This is a genomic window from Exiguobacterium profundum (assembly GCF_001909285.1).
GTDB lineage: Bacteria > Bacillota > Bacilli > Exiguobacteriales > Exiguobacteriaceae > Exiguobacterium > Exiguobacterium profundum.
The window spans coordinates 1-471 of sequence record NZ_MRSV01000006.1; the positions used below are offsets into that span (position 1 = coordinate 1).

Annotated in this window: 2 protein-coding genes; both read right to left on the bottom strand. The window is 47.8% G+C overall.

All coding sequences use genetic code 11. The annotated features are described in order from the left end of the window. Positions 1–11: 11 nt before the first annotated feature. Complete coding sequence (locus tag BBB58_RS14925; RefSeq protein ID WP_000940467.1) at positions 12–317, bottom strand: major outer membrane lipoprotein; 306 nt, start codon at positions 315–317, stop codon at positions 12–14. Positions 318–336: 19 nt separating this feature from the next. After that, positions 337–465, bottom strand: a complete 129-nt coding sequence (locus tag BBB58_RS14930) for an LPP leucine zipper domain-containing protein (RefSeq protein ID WP_001546676.1) — start codon at positions 463–465, stop codon at positions 337–339. Positions 466–471: the final 6 nt, after the last annotated feature.

A 471-nucleotide genomic window follows, 5' to 3' on the forward strand; every position in this document is an offset into this window, starting at 1 on the left:
CGTGCGTCAAATTACTTACGGACGTGGGATACTACTTTGTTGTCCAGACGCTGGTTCTCGCGAGCTGCGTCGTCTTTAGCAGCCTGAACGTCGGAACGCATTGCATTTACGTCATTACTCAGTTGCTCAACTTTAGCGCTCAGCGTCTGTACATCGGAAGACAACTGATCGATTTTAGCGTTGTTTGAACAACCGGCCAGTAACGTGGAACCCAGAACTACTGCACCTAAGATCAGCTGGTTAGTACGGTTCATAACAATAACATTATACTTTGCGTGGTTATATGGGTAAAAAAAATGGCGCACGATGTGCGCCATTTTTATTACGCAGGTACTATTACTTACGGTATTTAGTAGCCTGGTTGTCCAGACGCTGGTTAGCGCGAGCTGCGTCGTCTTTAGCAGCCTGAACGTCGGAACGCATTGCGTTCACGTCGTTGCTCAGCTGGTCAACTTTAGCGTTCAGAGTCTG

What these genes read in the sequence shown, in the direction of transcription:
- BBB58_RS14925 (WP_000940467.1), bottom strand. Translation starts at nt 317, where the DNA reads ATGGCGCACATCGTGCGCCATTTTTTTTACCCATATAACCACGCAAAG.